Source organism: Cereibacter azotoformans, from assembly GCF_021391315.1.
GTDB classification, from domain to species: Bacteria; Pseudomonadota; Alphaproteobacteria; order Rhodobacterales; family Rhodobacteraceae; genus Cereibacter_A; species Cereibacter_A azotoformans.
The window spans coordinates 837,657-854,044 of record NZ_CP090021.1; the positions used below are offsets into that span (position 1 = coordinate 837,657).

Below are 16,388 nucleotides of genomic sequence, written 5' to 3' on the forward strand. Positions count from 1 at the left end.
GCAGGAGGCGCCCATGATCGTGATCGAAGGGCTCACGCCCGAGGAACAGGCGCAGCCAGCCCCGGCCGCCACGCCAGAGCCCGTGGCACCGTGGCTCCTGCCTCTGCGCCCGGTGCTCGAGACGGTGCAGCCCGGCCGGGTTCTGCGGATCCAGGGTCAGCAGGCGCAGGCCGAGTTCCGCCTGTTCCTGCCGCAAGAGGCGCTGGGCGGAACCCTCACGCTTGCGCAGCGCAGCAGCATCGACGTGCTGCCCGAGGCCTCTCGGATCGTGGTGCGCCTGAATGGTGCCGAGATCGGCAGTTTCGAGCCGCGCCAGTTCGGCGCGCTCGGTGCGGTCGAGATGCCGCTGGGCACGGCCGCCCGGGCCGGGGACAATCTCGTGACGATCGAGGCCCAGCACCGCCACCGGATCTACTGCGGCGCCGACGCCGAGTTCAACCTCTGGACCGACATCGACCTGAGCCAGAGCGGCCTTGCCATGGCCGGCCCCGCGCTGGGCACCGGGTCGAACGCCTTCATCGGGGCCCTGACCGCGCAGGCGGCCTCGGGCCGCCCGATCGAGATCCGTGCCGCCGAAACGCCGGACGCAGACATCCTGCGCGAGCTTGCGCAGGTGTTGGGTCGGCCGCTGCCCGACGAGGCGCTGCCGATCGCGCTGGCCAGGCCCTGGACGACCAGCGCGGGCAGGTCGTTTGCGCGTGTGACGCTGCTTGGTTCGGATACGGATCGCGCCACCATCCGGCGCGGTGGCGACGGCGCCCTCGTGCTCGTGATCGAGCATCAGGCCGGTGCTGCGCCCCGGCTCGCGCTGGTGGAAGAGCTGCTTCAGGACGACGCCGCCCTCCCGCCGCCGGTGCTGCCGCAGGTGCCGCCGGGGCAGACCACGACGCTTGCGGCGCTCGGCGTGCCCACGATCGTCACCGAGGAGCGGTATTTCTACCGCAAGCTGGACTTCCGCCTGCCCGATGACTGGCTGCTGCTGGCCAGCCAGAAGGCGCGCATCGGCATTGACTACGGCTTTGCAGAGGGGCTGGCCGAGGGCGCGCTGCTTCTCGTGAAGGTCAATGGCACGACCGTGCGGATGCTGCCGCTCGACCGCGAGGCGGCTCCGCAGAAGCCGCGGCTCGAGATCCCGTTTCCGGCCCGGCTGCTGCGGCCCGGCGCGAACCGGCTCGCGTTCGAGGCGATCATTCCGGGCAACCCGCCGGACGAGCCCTGTCCGGCCGGGCAGGGAGAATTGCTTGCGGTTCTGGACACGACCGACCTGACGGTGCCGCCCTCGCCCCGGATGCGGATGGCGGACATGGCGCAGGATCTCGCGCAGGTCTCGCCGGAGGCCGTGCAACCCGCCACGCCCGAGGGGCTGGCACGCGCGCTGCCCTTCATGTCTGCCTTCCGCGATGCGGCAGGGGGCGGACAGGTGCGGATGACGGTGGCGGGGATCCACGATCTGGGCCGGATGCCGCTGGCAGAGGAAGGTCTCACGCCGCGGCTTCTGGCCATGGCCCTGCTGCCCTCCAGCGCGATGCGTCTGGATCTTCCAGAGGTGCCGGCGGCCGACGCGGGCGCGGATCCGCTCTCTCCGTTGGGCGCCGCACCGGGAGAGAGGACGATGCCGGCGTTGGTCGAGTCGAACTGGCTTGACCGGGCGCGTGCCTTCACGCTGGCGACGCTCGAGCCGGCGCTCGACGGGATGCGCCGCCTCGCGCGGCCGGGCGATGGAGAGCTGACCGAGTGGTTTGCCGCGCGCAAGGGCATCGCCATGCTGCTGTCGCCCGAGCCCGGCCATCTCTGGGTGGTGCTCGGGCCCGGCGCGGAGCCTGCGAAGGTCGCCACGGCGCTGGCCGTGGCCGTGCATTCGCCCGTGGGGCCGCGGGGGCAGGTGTCGCTTCTGGCTGAGGATGGCAGCTGGTCGAGCTGGTCCGCTCCGGGGCTGATGCCACAACTGGAAGAACCTGTGAGCCTCTCGAATGTGCGCAGCGTCGTGGGCAACGTGGCCTCGGCCCGCCCGCCGCTGCTGCTCGGGGGGATGCTGGGGCTCGCCTGGATCAGCGCCGCCATCGCGGTGGCCTTCGTGTTGCGCACCCGCGCGAGGAGCCGGTCATGAGACGTCGCACCCTTCTCCGGCTTGCCGCCGCCACGGCCCTTGCCTCTCCGGCGGGGCGGCTCCTGGCTCAGGAGGGCGGTGTGCTGCCGTCCGATCATCCGCTTCAGACCGCCTGGGAGAGCTGGAAGGCGGCCTTCCTGCTGCCGGCCGGCCGGATCGTCGATGGTCCGCAACAGAATGCCAGCCACTCCGAGGGGCAGGGGTATGGTGCGGCGCTGGCGGCCATCTTCGGCGACGAGGCGGCGCTGCGTCGCATCGTGGACTGGACCGAGACGAATCTCGCCCGCCGTGACGACAATCTGCTGAGCTGGCGCTGGCTGCCGGGCGTGACGCTCGCGGTGCCCGACGAGAACAACGCCACCGACGGCGACCTGTTCTACGGCTGGGGTCTTGCGCTTGCCGCCCAGCGGTTCGGCAACGCCGACCTTGCCAAACGCGCAACCGAGATCGCCCGCGCCATTGCGCTGCACTGTGTCCGTCCGCACCCGGATGGCTCCGAGCGGCTGGTGCTGCTGCCGGGCGCCACAGGGTTCGAGACCGAGGAGGGGTTGGTGCTCAACCCGTCCTACTACATGCCGCGCGCCATGACCGAGCTTGCCGCCTTCAGCGGACAGGAGCGGCTGGCCCGTTGCGCGCAGGATGGCGCCCTCTGGATTGGCGGGCTCGGTCTCGCGCCGGACTGGGTGCTGGTGACGTCCACGGGGGATCTGCCGGCCAAGGGCCTGTCGGCGCACAGCGGCTATGATGCGATGCGCGTGCCGCTCTTCCTGCTCTGGTCCGGCCTTACGGCGAACCCCGCCCTTCGCCGCTTCATCGAGGTGCAGCGCGAGGCGGAACCCGGAACCGGGACCCCCGTCGTCTTCGACCGCGACACCGGCGCCCTGCTTGAGAGGTCGGCGGATCCGGGTTTTGCCTCGGTGCCCGCTCTGGCGGACTGTGCGCTGTCCGGGCGGCCCGGGGCGGCCATCCCGCCGTTTGACGCGCGGCAGCCCTACTATCCCGCGACGCTGCATCTGATGACGCTCGTCGCACAAGTGGAAGGTTTTTCCGCATGCGCTCCGATCTGATCTCCCTGCGCCGCCTGACGCTGGTCCTCGTTGTTGCGGGAGGGGCTGCCTTCGCGCAGGCTGCGGCGCCGACGCCGCAGGATCTCGAGGCGCTGAACTACTATGTCTCGAGCGGTGATACACGTGCGGCAGAGGCGGAGTTGCGCCGGCTGCGGGCCCAGTTTCCCGATTGGGCCGTGCCTTCGGATCTCTCGACGCTGGGCGCGCAACGATCCCCTGCGTCCGAGATCGACCGGATCTATCGCCAGATTGCCGCGGGCGAGTTGACCGAGGCCCGCCGATCGATGGACGAGACCTCGCGCAGCTTTCCCGGCTGGACGCCGCCGGCCGAGATGGTGCGCCTGCTCGAGACGGCCGAGGCGCAGGTGGCCTTCGACGCCGCGGCCGACGCGGGCAATGCGGCTGCGGCGGTCGAGATCGCCCGGCGCATGCCCGCGATCCTGCGCTGCGACCGGGTGAACAATGTCTGGCGTCTGGCCGAGCTTCAGGCGGCGGCCGGCCAGACCTCGGCGGCGGTGCAGAGCTACCGGGGAGTGATCGGCTCCTGCTCGGGGCCGGCCGAGATCACGGCGACGCTGGAAAAGGCCGAAACGGTCGCCAGCGACGCGGAGTTGGCGGAGCTGTTCCGGCTGGCGAACAGCCAGCTACCGAACTCGGGGCCGGCGCTCCGTGTCCTCGAAAATCGGCTCCGGGCCGGGCGGGGCCAGACGGATCCTGCTGGCACTCCACCTGCGGCGGGCGCTGCATCTGCCACGGCGACCACTGCGCCAGGCCGAAGGGCGGGGTCCGCGGCCGGGCTGCCCCAGGCGGGCCAGCCCCGCGGCGCGGCTGTCGCGACCGTTGCGCGCGGCGGCGGGGCGGGTCTTTCCGCGGTCCGGGCCGCCGCCCAGCAGGGCGACTGGCGCAGGTGCACGAGCCTGACCACCGGAGCGACCTCGGCCGAGATGCTCTATGAGCGCGCATGGTGCGTCTACAATCTCGAACGGCCGCTGGAGGCGCTGGCGGCCTTCGAACCGGCCGCCTCGGGGCGTCTGGGGGCGCAGGTCGCCCGTGATGCGCGGTTCGGGAAGGCGTTGGCCTTCCTTGCCCTGCAGATGACCGAAGAGGCCGCACGCCTCGCCGCCGCGACCGACCTGACCGATCAGCAGCGGCGCGAGGTCGAGGCGATCATCCTCGACCAGCGCGGCGTGCGTTCCTATCGGCTCAAGGAGTATCGCCGTGCCATCGCCTTCTTCGACGCCTACGAGGAGCTGACCGGCGGCCTGCGCCGCGATCTCGCGATCCTGCGGGGCTACGCCTGGCTCAACATCGGCAAGCGCACGGAGGCGAAAAGGATTTTCACGGAGTTGAACAGCCAGCTTGCCACGCCCGAGACGCGGGCGGGCCTCAACGCGAGCCGGTAGGGCCGAGGGGGCAGGCTGCCTACCGCAACGCGGCCTGCGCCTGAAGTCAGTGAAGCAGTCCCGGCACGGGCCTGTCGCGCTTGTCGGGCGTCATCTCGCTCCGGTTGCGGCCTGCGGCCTTGGCGGCCTTGACGGAGACATCGGCGGCCGCGACCCAGGCCTCGGCGCTGGTGTAGGCCGGCGACCAGGGCGCGATGCCGAAGCTTGCGGTAACGCGCACCTCGGGATGGCCGGGAAAGCGCGTGTCCTCGACCGCCTGCCTCAGACGCTCGGTCACCTGCACGGCCGCCTCGGGTGTCGCATTCTCGAGATAGATGCCGAATTCCTCGCCGCTCAGCCGACCGAACTGGTCGCCGCGGCGGATCATGCCGCGGATGGTGCGCGCGACCGTCGAGAGCACGACGTCGCCAAAGGCATGGCCGTGCGTGTCGTTGATCAGCTTCAGGTGATCAAGGTCAAAGGTGACGACAGCCGAGGGCGGGCCGTTCCGCCGTGCCCGGTCCATCGCGCGACGCAGCACGGACAGGAAGGCGCGGCGGGTCGCGGCGGTCGTCTGCTGATCCTCGGTCGCCTGCAGGCGGAGTTCCAGCTGGATCACCGCAAGCCGCGCAAGGTCGGCCAGCACCTCGCGATCCACCGCCGTGTAATCCCTCGGGATCGTGTCCGCGATGCAGATCGTGCCGATGTTGTGGCCGTCGGGCGTGGTCAGCGGCGCCCCGAGATAGCTGCGGACGTGGGGAGCGCCCACCACATAGGGATTGTCGCGAAAGCGCGGGTCGCTGAGCGTATCGACGATCTGCACCACCTTGTTGTCGCGGATCGTCTGGTCGCAGAAGGCATGGCACCGCGGGATGTCCACCTCGGTCGCGCCCGAGTGCGACTTGAGCCAGAGACGCTGATCGTCGATCAGCGTCATGGCCGCCATCGGCACTGCATAGATCGATCTGAGAAGTCCGATCATCAGGTCGAACTCGACCTCGGGTTCCGTATCGAGAATCTCGTAGCGCTGGAGGGCAGCCAGCCGCGCTGCTTCTTTGTCCGTAAGGGACATGCCTTTGATAAGCTCCTGATGCGGCCAACCCGGCGAATATGCGTGGCACCCGGATGGGCGCGGACCGATGTGAGAACTAATCTCTCCTCCGGACAGGTTGTCAACCCTTCGGCGAATTACCCTATACGGATGAGACTATCCTTTCGAAGGTGTCCGGCCGAGCGAGGGCCGCAGCAGGCAGGGACCGATCCGGCCGACATAGATCGCGAAGCCCATGGTCCAGAAGGCCGCGGCAAGGCTGTAGCCGTCGATCCCGCCGATGTCGGTCGCGGCAAGAACCGTCCGGGCGGCGGCCGCGGCCACGATGCAGGCAAAGCCGGCGGAGAGGGCCCGTCCGGCCTCGAGCGGACGGCCGGTGTGGCCGAGCGAGGCGCGCATCATCACCGCCAGCGTCATGCCCCCGATGGCGCCGATCCCGAGGAGATGCAGCCCGGCCGGGGCCGAAGCCCAGCCCACCGCGGCCGCCGCCGTGGCGGCCAGGCCGAGGGGCAGGAAGGCATATGCGACATGGAGCATGAGAAGGAGCGGAGAGCGCCAGACGAGGTGGCCCCGCCACCGCACGAGGCGGACGACGTGGAGCGCGGCGGCCAGGGCGAGGAGGGCCGCCGTCAGGATCGCGTCGGGCGCCAGCGTCCAGCACAGGAGAGCGCCGACCGCGACAAGGAGGCTCGCGCCGTCGAACCGGCCGAAGGGGACGGGCAGGGGGCCGGGGCCGCCCTTGGCCAGCCAGTTGCGGGTGAAGCTCGGGATGATGCGCCCGCCGATCAGCATGATGAGGAAGGTCACGGTGGCAAAGCCGAGGCGGCGGCCGATGTCGCTTTCGCCCTGCTGCATCGCCTCGAGGTGGAAGAGGACATTGGCGGCCAGATAGAGGCCCACGGGCCCGACCACCATGAGGTTCTTCCAGTTCTTCCCCGCCGCGATCTCGATCACGGCCATCAGGGTGACGGCGAGCAGGAAGCCCGCATCGATGACAAGCACGAGAAGCGGATCGGTGCCGAAGGCGCCGGCGACGGCGAAGCGGCCCGCGATCCAGAGGGCGGCGAGGGCGGCCAGCGGCAGGCCCCGGCGCGGCATCCGGCCCGTCCAGTTCGGAATCGCCGTGAAGAGGAACCCGGCGATCACGGCCGACGTATAGCCGAACAGCATCTCGTGGATGTGCCAGTCGATCGGAGAGAAGGGGCCGGCGAGCCCGATCCGTCCGCTCCACACCGCCAGCCAGACCGGGACGGCGCCGGCGGCGAAGAGGGCCGAGAGGAGGAAGAAGGGTCGGAACCCGTAGCTGAGCAGCGCGGGTCCGGTGTAGGTTCTGGGTCTGTCGCTGGCCATTGGCCGCCTCCTCGTGCAAAGAGAGGACGGCGGCTGGTGCCGCCGCCCTCCGAGGTGCCGGCCGTTCCGGGACGCGGGTGGCCGGTTGCTTGCAGGTACGACGGTCAGGCTCTGCTGTGGGCCGGTGCCTGATCTGTTCCCGTCGCTCACTCTCTTGCCTCAGGACCGGCAGACGCTCATTGTGCTGCCGCAAATTCGGAACGGATCCGTGAACAAACTCGACGAAACCCTTCTGACCAGGCTGCCGCCCTTCTCGCTGCTCGATCGTCCGCAGATCCGCACCATTCTGGATCAGGCCACGCCGCGCCGCTACGACGAGGGCAGCACGGTCTTTGGCGAGGGGATGGCGGCGGACCGGTTCTACCTGCTGCTCGACGGCACGATCCGCGTGGTGCGCACCACCCCCACCGGCGAGCAGATCATCGCGCTGCATATCGGACCGGGGCAGCTGTTCGGGATCGCTCCGGCGCTGGCGCGCGACACCTATCCGGCGACGGCGGTGGCCGCGGCCGAGTGCGTCACGCTCTCCTGGCCCGTGCGGCTCTGGGGGGATTTCGTCGCGTCCTATCCGGGCTTTGCGACCGAGAGCTACCGGACGCTCGGCGCGCGGCTGGGGGAAATGCAGAACCGGATCACCGAGCTTGCGACGCAGCAGGTCGAGCAGCGGGTCGCGGCCTGCCTCCTGCGCATGGTCAACCAGTCCGGGCGGAAGGTCGCGACCGGAATCGAGATCTCGTTCCCGATCACGCGGCAGAACATCTCGGAGATGACGGGCACTACGCTTCACACGGTCTCGCGGCTTCTCTCGGCCTGGGAGCGCGAGGGGATCGTCGAGAGCACGCGCCGGCGCATCGTCGTCACCGCCCCGCACCGGCTGGTGGTGCTGAGCGGGCCTGCCGGACAGGTCTGAGGCGGCCGGGGCGCGGCGTTCTCAGATCCCGGCCAGAAGACGCAGGGCGCGACGGAACTCGTCCTCGTCCAGCCCGTATTCGGCGCAGGCTTCCACGACCGTGTGGAAGGGCGCGATGGGACAGCCGGGGCAGAGCATCCGCCGCGTGAGGAAGACCGCGGCCGTGGCCGGCCAGCGGTCGAAGAGCCGCGAGAGCGGCAGGTCTGGGTCGTCGAGATCGGGTCGCATCTGGGCCTCCGCCCGGCCGGGAAAGGCCCGACCGATGTCGGATCCAGATAACGCCGGTCAATCTCATGCTTCTTTGTGATCCCGCAACCTCTCCGGCGCCGGCCGGGGCTAGAGGAGGTCCACCCGAAACCATTCGCCAGGACCCTCCCATGTCGGAAATCCTCACGAAATCGCGGGCCCGCAACGTGTTCTATGGGGGATCGCTCTTCTTCATAGCCGTGTTCGTGGGCCTGACGGTCCAGAGCCACAACTATGTGGTTTCCACCACGCCCGCGCTGACCGACGAGGTCATCCTCGGCAAGCATGTCTGGGAACGAAACAGCTGCATCAACTGCCACACGCTGCACGGCGAGGGCGCCTATTTCGCCCCCGAGGTCGGCAACGTGATGACCCGCTGGGGCGTGCTCGATGATCCCGACGCCGCGGCCGAGATGCTGGGCGGCTGGATGGATGCGCAGCCCTCGGGCGTCGAGGGGCGCCGGCAGATGCCGCACTTCGAGCTGACCGACGAGGAAAAGCGCGGCCTGTCCGAGTTCCTGCGCTGGGCCGATCAGATGAACACGCAATCCTGGCCGCCGAACGACGCCGGCTGAGGGGGACCGCATCATGAAATATCAATCGCAAAAGGTGGCGCTGGCCTATTTCAGCGTGGCGATGGGGCTCTTCGCCATCCAGGTGCTGGGCGGCCTTCTGGCCGGCTGGATCTATGTCTCGCCGAACACCCTGTCGGAAATCCTGCCCTTCAACGTGGTGCGGATGATCCACACCAACGCGCTGATCGTCTGGCTGCTGCTGGGCTTCTTCGGTGCGGCCTATTTCCTCGTGCCCGAAGAGGCCGAGCGCGAGCTGTTCTCGGTGAAACTCGCCTATCTGCAGCTGGCGATCCTTGTCATCGGCACGCTGGGCGCGGTGGTCAGCTACCTGGTCGGCATCCACGGCGGGCGCGAGTTCCTGGAACAGCCGCTCTGGGTCAAGTTCGGCATCCTCGTTGCGGCGGTGATCTTCCTCGTGAACATCTCGCTGACCGCCTTGGCGGGCCGCAAGACCGCGATCACCAACATCCTCCTGGCGGGCCTGTGGCTTCTGTGCCTGCTGTGGGTCTTTGCCTTCATCAACCCCGACAACCTCGGCCTCGACAAGATGTACTGGTGGTACATCGTGCACCTCTGGGTCGAAGGCACCTGGGAACTGGTGATGGCCGCGATCCTGGGCTACCTGATGCTCAAGCTGACCGGCGTTGACCGCGAAGTGATCGAGAAGTGGCTCTATGTCATCGTCGCCACCGCGCTCTTCTCGGGCATCCTGGGGACGGGGCACCACTTCTACTGGATCGGCCTGCCGGGCTACTGGCAGTGGATCGGCTCGATCTTCTCGACGATGGAAGTCATCCCCTTCTTCGCGATGATGTCCTTTGCCTTCGTCATGGTCTGGAAGGGCCGCCGGAACCACCCGAACAAGGCGGCCCTGCTCTGGTCGCTCGGCGCCTCGACGGTGGCCTTCTTCGGCGCGGGCGTCTGGGGCTTCCTGCACACGCTGCACGGCGTCAACTACTTCACCCACGGCACGCAGATCACCGCGGCCCACGGGCACCTCGCCTTCTACGGTGCCTATGTCGCGCTGAACCTGGCGATGTTCACCTATGCCATGCCGATGCTGCTGGGCCGGGCCCCCTACAACCAGTGGCTCAACATGACCTCGTTCTGGCTGATGACGACCGGCATGGCCTTCATGACCTTCACGCTGACCTTCGCGGGCACCGTCCAGGTCCACATGCAGCGGGTGATCGGCGACTATTACATGGACGTGCAGGACCAGCTGGCCATGTTCTACATGATCCGCTTCGGCTCGGGTGCGATGGTGGTGCTGGGCGCGCTGCTCTTCATCTACAGCCTCGCCGCCGTGCGCAAGACGGCCCCGGCCGCCCATGCGGTGGGAGAAGCGGCATGAACGCGATCCTGCGCGACGCCACGGTGCCCTTCTACAAACCCGTCGGCAACGAGTGCGAGCTGTTCGAGGCGGCCAGCGCCAACGGTCTTCCCCTTCTTCTGAAGGGGCCGACCGGCTGCGGCAAGACGCGGTTCGTGGAACACATGGCGGCACGGATGGGGCGCAAGCTCCATACCGTCGCCTGCCACGACGACCTGTCGGCCGCGGATCTGATCGGGCGCTTCCTGCTGAAGGGGGGGGCGACCGAATGGGTCGATGGGCCCCTGACCCGGGCCGTCCGCGAAGGCGCAATCTGCTATCTCGACGAGGTGGTGGAGGCGCGCAAGGATGTGACCGTGGTCCTTCACCCGCTGACCGACAACCGCCGCACGCTGATGATCGACCGGACGGGCGAAGAGCTGATAGCGCCTCCGGGCTTCATGCTGGTGGCCTCCTACAACCCCGGCTACCAGAACATCCTCAAGCGGCTGAAGCCCTCGACCCGGCAGCGGTTCCTGTCGATCAGCTTCACCTTCCCCGATCCCGTCACCGAAACCGCCGTGGTGGCCCGCGAAAGCGGGCTGTCCGAGGCCCGCGTTGCGCCGCTGGTCCGGCTTGCGGGCCATGTCCGGGCCCTGTCGGGGATGGATCTCGAGGAAGGGGTCTCGACCCGGCTTCTGGTCTATGCGGCCTCGCTGATGGCCGGGGGCATGACGGTCGAGCAGGCGCTCGAGGCGGCGGTGATCGAGCCGCTGACCGACGAACCCGATGTCGCGCAGGCGCTGCGCGACCTGATCGCGACCGTTTACGGGTGATGTCATGAGCTTCCACCTGCTCGACCTGATGGAGCCGGAAGAGACCGTCGGCAACCTCTGGCACGACTACGCCAGCCGCTTTGCCGCGGTGACGGCCAACGACGGCGCGGCGGTGTCGCTCGAGGCGATGCGCCCGAGCGTGGCCGTCCTCTTCCGGGCGCTCGGCGGCGCGGCCGGCGTCGAGATCGGCCCCAGCCCCGACACCGCCGCCCGCCATCGCCGCAGCCTCGGCTCGGTCGTGGGCGAGACGCGCATCCTCGAGCAGGTGGCCAGTTTCGACGGCGAGCGGCTGCGGCTGCCCGCCCGGATCGACGCCTTCCCGTCGTGCGACCTCAACCGCGCGGCCTATCTGTGGCTCGCGGCGGTGGCCGCGCAGGTGGATCTGCCCGAGGCCGAAGGCGCGCTGGCGGCGGACCTTGCGCAGATCGCGGCGATGGAGGCGGCGAGCGCGCGGGTGCGGGCCCTGGCGCCGGGCCTTGCCGCCGTTCACGGGGTGCTGGCCGCGCATGTGCTGGCCTCGCGCACCACCCATGCCGCCTTCGGCATCGAGTCGGCCGTCGAGGCGCGGGTCCGGGCGGCGCTCGGCGGCCCGGCCGCCACGCGCGAGATCGCGCGCCACGAGCCGCGCGGCTACATGCCCTTCGCGCCGGTGCCGCTCTGGCTGCGGCTCGGGCGGGGCAGGGGGCAGGCCGCGGCCGAGACGCCCGAGGCGGCCAACGCCCCCGCGGGCCTGCCCACCACGACGCGCAAGGTGGGCCAGCGCCGCGACCTCGACCAGGCGAACCGCAAGGACAGCTTCATCGTTCACCGCTTCGAGGCGATCCTGAGCTGGGTCGAGAGCCTCAACATCAACCGCGCGACCGATGACGACGATCAGGAGAACGCGCAGAAGGCGGCCGAGGATCAGGATCACATCACCCTCACGCAGCATTTCAAGCGCGCGGCCAGCCGGCTCCGGCTGCATCTCGACCTTGCGCCGCAGGATGCCGAGCACGAGCGGCTGTCGGACCGCTTCACCTATCCCGAATGGAACCACCGCTCGCGCAGCCTGATGCCCGACCACACCCGCGTGCTGGAGGCCGAGGCCGACGAGGGGCCGGGGTTCCATCCCGATCCGCGGCTGATGACCCGCGTCCGGCGGCAGTTCGAGACGCTGCACCCCCGCCGCATCCTCTGCAAGCGGCAGGTCGAGGGATCGGAACTGGATCTCGACGCGCTGATCGAGGCGCAGGTGGCGCTGCGCAGCACCGGCCGCGGGTCCGACCGGATCTACCGCGACGCCCGCGCGATCGAGCGGGATCTGTCGGTGGCGATCCTGATGGACTGCTCGCGTTCCACCGAGGCCGTGGTCGGCGAGCGGCCGGTGATCGAGACCGCGCGCGAGGCGCTGGCGGCGCTGTCCGGCGGCATCGACGTGGCCGGCGACCGGCTCGCGATCTGGGGCTTTTCCTCGCTGCGCCGCGACCGGGTGTTCCTCCACCGCTGCAAGGGCTTCGACGAGCCGATGGGCGAAGCGGTCACCGGCCGCATCGGGGGCCTGCGCCCCGGCCACTACACCCGCCTCGGCGCCGCTGTCCGCCATGCCTCGGCCATGCTGGCCGCCGAAGGCTCGAGCCGGAAGCTCCTGCTGATCCTGACCGACGGCAAGCCCAACGACCTCGACCATTACGAGGGCGTGCACGGCATCGAGGACAGCCGCATGGCCGTCCGCGAGGCCCGGAGCCTCGCGCAGTCGGTTCATGCCGTTGTCATCGATGCGGACGGGCAGGACTGGTTCGCCCGCATCTTCGGCCGGGCGGGCTTCACGCTGCTGCCCGATCCGGCCCGTCTTCCCCGCGCTCTGCCCGACCTCTACCGTTCCCTCACACAGGATATCTGAGATGCGCATGCTCCTTCCCCTGCTGATCCTCGTCCCCGGCATCGCCATGGCCGCCACTTTTGACGTTCCGACCCCCGCGGCCCAGACCGCCGCGGCCGAATTCTGGTTCGCGGTGGCGGCCGGCAGCTTCGTCGTGGCGCTGGCGGCCGTGCAATGGCTGGTGCAGCGCCGATGAGCCGTCAGCGCCGCGTGACGCTGGTGCTCTATCCGTTCGGGGCCGGGGCGGTGGCGGTGAACCTGTTCTTCGCCTCGCTCATCCTTTCCTGGGTCGGTCTGCCGGTCCTGAGCCCCGCATGGTCGGTGCTGGGCGGGATGATCCTCGGCATTCCCGCTACGCACCTCTTTGCCGGGCATATCGTGCGGCTGATGGAGCGGGCGGAGACCCAGGCTTGACCGACTGGATCGAATTTGCGGCGGCGCTTGCGGCCTTCTTCGGATCGCACCTGCTGCCGGCGCGGCCCGGCGTGCGCGAGCGGCTGACCGGCCTTCTGGGCCGGCGGCTCTATTTCGCGCTCTATGGCACCGTCTCGCTGCTGGTTCTGGCCTGGGTCATCGTCGCCGCCGGCCGCGCGCCTTACGTCGAACTCTGGCCGCAGACGCCGGCTTCGCGCTGGGTGCCCAACGTCACCTCGCCGATCTTCTGGACGCTGGTGGTTCTCGGCATCCGCCTGCCCTGGCCCTGGACGCTCGGTGGCCAGCGGGCGGCGCGATTCGACCCCGACCGGCCCGGCTTTGCCGCCGTCACCCGTCACCCGCTGCTCATCGCGCTGATGCTCTGGTCGTTCGCCCATCTCTTTCCGAACGGCGACCTGGCGCATGTGATCCTCTTTGGCTCGTTCTTCGGCCTGTCGCTTGCCGCGATCCCGATGTTCGACGCCCGCGCCCGACGCGCCCTGCCGCCCTGCGAGGCCTGGGACGCCTTCCGGGCCACCTCGATCTTCTCGCTGCGCCCGCTGCTGAACCCCGAGTGGCTGAAGCAGAACGAGGACCACCTGATCCCCCGCCTGCTGGCGATCGTGGCCTTCTGGGCGGCCGCGCTTGCGCTGCATCCGATCCTGCTGGGGGTCTCTCCCCTGCCGCACTGAGCCTGCGACACCCTGTCCCGGCCGTTTGATCCTGCGCAAAGTCTAATGTCGCGTGAACCGTTATCAGGTTCAGCATGACAAACATCGCCCTCCTCCAGAGTCTCGGACTCTTTGATGCGCGCGTGCCGCGCTACACGAGCTACCCGGCGGCGCCCGTCTTTTCCGGTGCCGTCGGTGCGGACTTTCAGGCACAGGCGATCGAGGCGCTCGATCCCGCCGTGCCGATCTCCGTCTATATCCATGTGCCCTTCTGCGAGCGGCTCTGCTGGTTCTGCGCCTGCCGCACCCAGGGCACGCAGACGCTGGCCCCGGTCGAGGCCTATGTCGGCACCCTCCTGCAAGAGCTGGAACTGGTGAAGAAGCACCTTCCGGCGGGCGTGAAGGCGGGGCGGCTGCACTGGGGCGGCGGCACGCCCACGATTCTCTCGCCTGAGCTGATCCACAAGCTCGCGCAGGCGATCAAGGCGGTCATCCCCTTCGCCGAGGATTACGAGTTCTCGGTCGAGATCGACCCGATGATGGTGGACGAGCCGAAGATCCGCGCCCTGAGCGAGGAGGGCATGAACCGCGCCTCGATCGGCATCCAAGACTTCACCGACATCGTTCAGAGCGCCATCGGCCGCGAGCAGCCCTTCGAGAACACCCGGGCCTGCGTCGAGACGCTGCGCCGCTACGGGGTCCATTCGCTGAACACCGATCTCGTCTATGGCCTGCCGCACCAGAACCGCGAAAGCCTTGCGGCCACCATCGACAAGGTGCTGCAACTCGGGCCCGACCGCGTGGCGATCTTCGGCTATGCGCATGTGCCGTGGATGGCCAAGCGGCAGAAGCTGATCGACGAGAACGTGCTGCCCAACGACATGGAGCGGCACGAGCTGGCCAATCTCGCGGCGAAGATGTTCACCGAGGGCGGATTCGAGCGGATCGGCATCGACCACTTCGCCCGGCCCGACGACAGCATGGCCGTCGCCGCACGCAGCGGCAAGCTGCGCCGCAACTTCCAGGGCTACACGGACGACACCTGCCCGACGCTGCTGGGCATCGGCGCCTCGTCGATCTCGAAGTTCGAGCAGGGCTACCTGCAGAACACCGCCGCCACCGCCGCCTATATCAAGGCGATCGAGGAAGGGCGTCTGCCCGGCTACCGCGGCCACCGCATGACCGATGAGGACTACCTCCACGGCCGCGCGATCGAGATGATCATGTGCGAGTTCCGGCTGGATCTGCCGGCCCTGCGGGCGCGCTTCGGCGAGGCCGCGGAGACCATGGTGCCGCGCATTACCGAGGCTGCGGCCAAGTTCGCGCCCTTCATCACGGTGGACGAGGCGGGCTCCATGTCGATCGAGGCAGAGGGCCGGGCGCTGACGCGGATGATCGCGCGTGTGTTCGATGCCTATGAGACGCCCGAGGCGCGTTACTCGCAGGCCTCGTGAACGAATTGCCCCGGCCCCCTGCGAGGGGGCCGGGGCATGGGCCGCTCCGGTTCAGGAGAGGCGACCTTCCCCCGCAAACATGCTGGAATTCAGCTTGAAGGCAGCCTCGGTGCGGTTTTTCGCGCCCAGCTTCTTCATGATGTTGCGGATATGGACCTTCACGGTGCTCTCGCAGAGATTGAGCTCTCCCGCGATGATCTTGTTGGACTTGCCCCGGCGGAGCGCGTCACAGACGGCCCGCTGGCGCTCGGTCAGGTGCTCGTTCACAGCCATGTGCGACTCTTCCCGGTCGGGAAGGGCGCCGCGCAGGGCCGTCAGGCTCGCCGTCGGCAGGAAGATCCCGTCGAAGGACGCAAGGCGGCTCGCCTCGACGATATCGTCGATGCCGACCGAGGAGGGCAGATAGCTGCGTGCTCCGCAATCGAAGGCCGCGATCATCTCGCGCAGATCGTTGGCGGCGCCGATCACGACGACCGGCGCAACGCCGGCCTCCGCAACAAGCGTCGCGATTTCACGGGAGACCTCCGTCACCGGGCGATTGCCGGTGCTGTAGAGGATCACCTCGTGCCCGTGGCGGTCGCGGCGGTTCTGCCACTCGTCGATCGAGCCGAAGCCCATGACCTTGATCTCGGGATGAGCGAGTTCGACGCAACGGACAAGACACTCACGCTCGAGCGTCCGGGGGTCGATCATGATCAGGGTGCAACGTTCCGAGAGACAGACACCGGCCGATCCGGGCAGATCGGCGCCGATGGAGTTCAGGGACTTGGAAAAAGTGTCGGGCAAATGTTTCATCGTAATCTGTCCACTCTGTGGCTGGGACGTCTGTTCCGGCTAATCCTACTCTTCAAAGTTTTGTCGATATCCATACTTAGCATGCGGTATGGGCAGCCGCAAAGTCCTGTAATGACAGGAAAAAGGTGGATCCCAACCCCGACCCTGCCGAAATGGACAGGTCACCCCTGGATGAACACTCGGAACATATTGTTTCCGTTGTGTTAAGCATGATCATCGGCACTGCAAGACAATTCCTGCAATGGGCGGAATCTCGCCTTGAGAGTTGTATGGGTTCAACCTTTCGGTGAAAGGGAACAGGCCGGAGGTCACCGGAAGCTGTGGGGGAGCCTTGGGTGCCGCCGCAGGCGGGCCGGCGGG

16 protein-coding genes are annotated in these 16,388 nt (G+C 68.7%); 12 read left to right on the plus strand and 4 right to left on the minus strand.

Going from position 1 to position 16,388, the window contains the following annotated elements:
• The first annotated feature begins 13 nt into the window (after positions 1-13).
• The 3 genes from LV780_RS04160 to LV780_RS04170 are packed head-to-tail and all read left to right on the plus strand — an operon-like array spanning position 14 to position 4,577.
• Positions 14-2,107: a cellulose biosynthesis cyclic di-GMP-binding regulatory protein BcsB gene (locus LV780_RS04160; RefSeq protein ID WP_233863904.1), complete on the plus strand. Its 2,094-nt coding sequence runs from the start codon at positions 14-16 to the stop codon at positions 2,105-2,107.
• A complete protein-coding gene (locus tag LV780_RS04165) occupies positions 2,104-3,174 on the plus strand; it encodes a glycosyl hydrolase family 8 (RefSeq protein ID WP_108221379.1) in 1,071 nt (356 codons plus the stop codon). Before LV780_RS04160 ends, LV780_RS04165 begins: the two co-directional genes overlap by 4 nt.
• Positions 3,159-4,577, plus strand: coding sequence for a hypothetical protein (locus tag LV780_RS04170; RefSeq protein WP_108221380.1), 1,419 nt, complete (start codon positions 3,159-3,161; stop codon positions 4,575-4,577). The genes LV780_RS04165 and LV780_RS04170 overlap by 16 nt, the downstream gene beginning before the upstream one ends.
• Positions 4,578-4,623: 46 nt before the next feature.
• Here the strand turns inward: LV780_RS04170 and LV780_RS04175 are convergent, their stop codons facing one another.
• Both LV780_RS04175 and LV780_RS04180 read right to left on the minus strand, forming a co-directional pair.
• Positions 4,624-5,628: a sensor domain-containing diguanylate cyclase gene (locus LV780_RS04175; protein WP_011908006.1), complete on the minus strand. Its 1,005-nt coding sequence runs from the start codon at positions 5,626-5,628 to the stop codon at positions 4,624-4,626.
• 135 nt (positions 5,629-5,763) lie between these two features.
• On the minus strand, positions 5,764-6,957 hold the full coding sequence (locus LV780_RS04180; protein WP_117344886.1) for an NnrS family protein: 1,194 nt from the start codon (positions 6,955-6,957) through the stop codon (positions 5,764-5,766).
• Between the two features lie 208 nt (positions 6,958-7,165).
• On the opposite strand from LV780_RS04180, the gene LV780_RS04185 reads away from it, so the two are divergent.
• On the plus strand, positions 7,166-7,867 hold the full coding sequence (locus tag LV780_RS04185; RefSeq protein ID WP_117344887.1) for a Crp/Fnr family transcriptional regulator: 702 nt from the start codon (positions 7,166-7,168) through the stop codon (positions 7,865-7,867).
• 21 nt (positions 7,868-7,888) lie between these two features.
• On the opposite strand, the gene LV780_RS04190 is transcribed toward LV780_RS04185, so the two are convergent.
• A complete protein-coding gene (locus tag LV780_RS04190; RefSeq protein WP_011908009.1) occupies positions 7,889-8,095 on the minus strand; it encodes a DUF1858 domain-containing protein in 207 nt (68 codons plus the stop codon).
• Between the two features lie 149 nt (positions 8,096-8,244).
• On the opposite strand from LV780_RS04190, the gene LV780_RS04195 reads away from it, so the two are divergent.
• From LV780_RS04195 to hemN, 8 genes are all read left to right on the plus strand, one after another.
• Positions 8,245-8,688 (plus strand): c-type cytochrome, encoded by a 444-nt coding sequence (locus LV780_RS04195; protein WP_011908010.1) that lies wholly within the window; start codon positions 8,245-8,247, stop codon positions 8,686-8,688.
• A 13-nt stretch (positions 8,689-8,701) separates the two neighbouring features.
• Positions 8,702-10,042: a cbb3-type cytochrome c oxidase subunit I gene (locus LV780_RS04200; protein ID WP_011908011.1), complete on the plus strand. Its 1,341-nt coding sequence runs from the start codon at positions 8,702-8,704 to the stop codon at positions 10,040-10,042.
• Positions 10,039-10,836, plus strand: coding sequence for a CbbQ/NirQ/NorQ/GpvN family protein (locus LV780_RS04205; protein ID WP_108221382.1), 798 nt, complete (start codon positions 10,039-10,041; stop codon positions 10,834-10,836). The genes LV780_RS04200 and LV780_RS04205 overlap by 4 nt, the downstream gene beginning before the upstream one ends.
• A gap of 4 nt (positions 10,837-10,840) precedes the next feature.
• A complete protein-coding gene (locus LV780_RS04210) occupies positions 10,841-12,715 on the plus strand; it encodes a nitric oxide reductase activation protein NorD (RefSeq protein ID WP_108221383.1) in 1,875 nt (624 codons plus the stop codon).
• Position 12,716: 1 nt separating this feature from the next.
• Positions 12,717-12,890 carry a hypothetical protein gene (locus LV780_RS04215; RefSeq protein ID WP_011908014.1) on the plus strand — a complete coding sequence of 58 codons (174 nt, stop codon included), beginning with the start codon at positions 12,717-12,719 and terminating at the stop codon, positions 12,888-12,890.
• On the plus strand, positions 12,887-13,108 hold the full coding sequence (locus LV780_RS04220; protein ID WP_108221384.1) for an NnrT protein: 222 nt from the start codon (positions 12,887-12,889) through the stop codon (positions 13,106-13,108). Before LV780_RS04215 ends, LV780_RS04220 begins: the two co-directional genes overlap by 4 nt.
• Positions 13,105-13,800, plus strand: coding sequence for an NnrU family protein (locus LV780_RS04225; RefSeq protein ID WP_011908016.1), 696 nt, complete (start codon positions 13,105-13,107; stop codon positions 13,798-13,800). The genes LV780_RS04220 and LV780_RS04225 overlap by 4 nt, the downstream gene beginning before the upstream one ends.
• 74 nt (positions 13,801-13,874) lie before the next feature.
• Positions 13,875-15,233 (plus strand): oxygen-independent coproporphyrinogen III oxidase, encoded by a 1,359-nt coding sequence (gene hemN / locus LV780_RS04230; RefSeq protein ID WP_011908017.1) that lies wholly within the window; start codon positions 13,875-13,877, stop codon positions 15,231-15,233.
• A gap of 51 nt (positions 15,234-15,284) precedes the next feature.
• Here the strand turns inward: hemN and LV780_RS04235 are convergent, their stop codons facing one another.
• The gene (locus LV780_RS04235; RefSeq protein WP_011908018.1) at positions 15,285-16,028 is read right to left on the minus strand and encodes a response regulator transcription factor; all 744 of its coding nucleotides are present in this window, start codon (positions 16,026-16,028) and stop codon (positions 15,285-15,287) included.
• Positions 16,029-16,388: the final 360 nt, after the last annotated feature.

Bases quoted from the DNA above. Each gene is read 5' to 3' on its own strand.
- LV780_RS04200 (WP_011908011.1), top strand. From the start codon at position 8,702: ATGAAATATCAATCGCAAAAGGTGGCGCTGGCCTATTTCAGCGTGGCG.
- LV780_RS04175 (WP_011908006.1), bottom strand. From the start codon at position 5,628: ATGTCCCTTACGGACAAAGAAGCAGCGCGGCTGGCTGCCCTCCAGCGC.
- LV780_RS04205 (WP_108221382.1), top strand. From the start codon at position 10,039: ATGAACGCGATCCTGCGCGACGCCACGGTGCCCTTCTACAAACCCGTC.
- LV780_RS04215 (WP_011908014.1), top strand. From the start codon at position 12,717: ATGCGCATGCTCCTTCCCCTGCTGATCCTCGTCCCCGGCATCGCCATG.
- LV780_RS04160 (WP_233863904.1), top strand. From the start codon at position 14: ATGATCGTGATCGAAGGGCTCACGCCCGAGGAACAGGCGCAGCCAGCC.
- LV780_RS04220 (WP_108221384.1), top strand. From the start codon at position 12,887: ATGAGCCGTCAGCGCCGCGTGACGCTGGTGCTCTATCCGTTCGGGGCC.
- hemN (WP_011908017.1), top strand. From the start codon at position 13,875: ATGACAAACATCGCCCTCCTCCAGAGTCTCGGACTCTTTGATGCGCGC.
- LV780_RS04210 (WP_108221383.1), top strand. From the start codon at position 10,841: ATGAGCTTCCACCTGCTCGACCTGATGGAGCCGGAAGAGACCGTCGGC.
- LV780_RS04190 (WP_011908009.1), bottom strand. From the start codon at position 8,095: ATGCGACCCGATCTCGACGACCCAGACCTGCCGCTCTCGCGGCTCTTC.
- LV780_RS04195 (WP_011908010.1), top strand. From the start codon at position 8,245: ATGTCGGAAATCCTCACGAAATCGCGGGCCCGCAACGTGTTCTATGGG.
- LV780_RS04180 (WP_117344886.1), bottom strand. From the start codon at position 6,957: ATGGCCAGCGACAGACCCAGAACCTACACCGGACCCGCGCTGCTCAGC.
- LV780_RS04235 (WP_011908018.1), bottom strand. From the start codon at position 16,028: ATGAAACATTTGCCCGACACTTTTTCCAAGTCCCTGAACTCCATCGGC.
- LV780_RS04170 (WP_108221380.1), top strand. From the start codon at position 3,159: ATGCGCTCCGATCTGATCTCCCTGCGCCGCCTGACGCTGGTCCTCGTT.
- LV780_RS04165 (WP_108221379.1), top strand. From the start codon at position 2,104: ATGAGACGTCGCACCCTTCTCCGGCTTGCCGCCGCCACGGCCCTTGCC.